The organism is Paenibacillus sp. 01T422 (assembly GCF_056398785.1).
In genome coordinates this window covers 1-792 of the sequence record NZ_JBFTQB010001455.1, presented here as the reverse complement: position 1 = coordinate 792, position 792 = coordinate 1, and the positions used below count along the sequence as shown (strand labels likewise).

The 792-nt window shown below is 42.8% G+C and carries 2 protein-coding genes; both read left to right on the top strand.

Going from position 1 to position 792, the window contains the following annotated elements:
- Positions 1–570 (top strand): carbohydrate ABC transporter permease (locus tag AC1DUA_RS39475; RefSeq protein ID WP_477504864.1); only part of this gene is annotated, 570 nt, incomplete at its 5' end.
- Positions 570–792 (top strand): PLP-dependent transferase (locus AC1DUA_RS39470; RefSeq protein WP_477504863.1); only part of this gene is annotated, 223 nt, incomplete at its 3' end. The genes AC1DUA_RS39475 and AC1DUA_RS39470, both read left to right, overlap by 1 nt.

Here is a 792-nt window from a genome sequence, read left to right as displayed (position 1 = left end):
GCTATATGCAGCGCCTATGTGCTCGCGCGATTCCGGTTTCGAGGGCATAGACAAATTATGCTTGGTTTCTTCATTACGCAAATGCTTCCAGGTTTCATTTCATTGGCTCCTCTTTATATGATGATGTCAAATATGCATTTGCTTAATCAACGAATCTCCTTGATTTTAATGTATACGGTCATTCTGATTCCTTTTTCCACCATTATGCTGCGAGGCTTTTTCCAGCGAATTCCGTCCAATTTGGAGGAAGCGGCGATGATCGACGGTTGTTCCCAGCTGTCTGCCTTAATGCGAGTGATCATTCCAATTATGATGCCAGGTATCTCCTCCATGTTCATCTTTGCTTTCGTACAGAACTGGAATGAGCTGTTCTTGGCCGTTATGTTTATTGATAATGAATCGCTTAAAACGCTACCAGTAGCTATGAATTCTTTTATTCTCAAATTTAATGTGGATTGGGGTTCGATGTCCGCTGGAACCGTGCTTTCTGTACTCCCAACAATTCTATTGTTCGCTCTCGCACAGCGGTTTATTGTGGAAGGATTAACCCAAGGGGCGGTGAAAGGCTAATGACTGCTAATGAGAAAATGTTCTCGATCGTGGCGCATGATGAACATGATCACCAACACCATGGCTCTATCAATGTTCCGATTTACCAGACAAGTTTATTTTCCTTCGATACGTATGATCAATTCAACTTGGCAAGAGTGGATGAGCAAGAAAATTTCGTGTACTCAAGAGGCAATAATCCAACTGTACGATTCTTGGAAGACAAGCTTGCCCAGTTGGAGC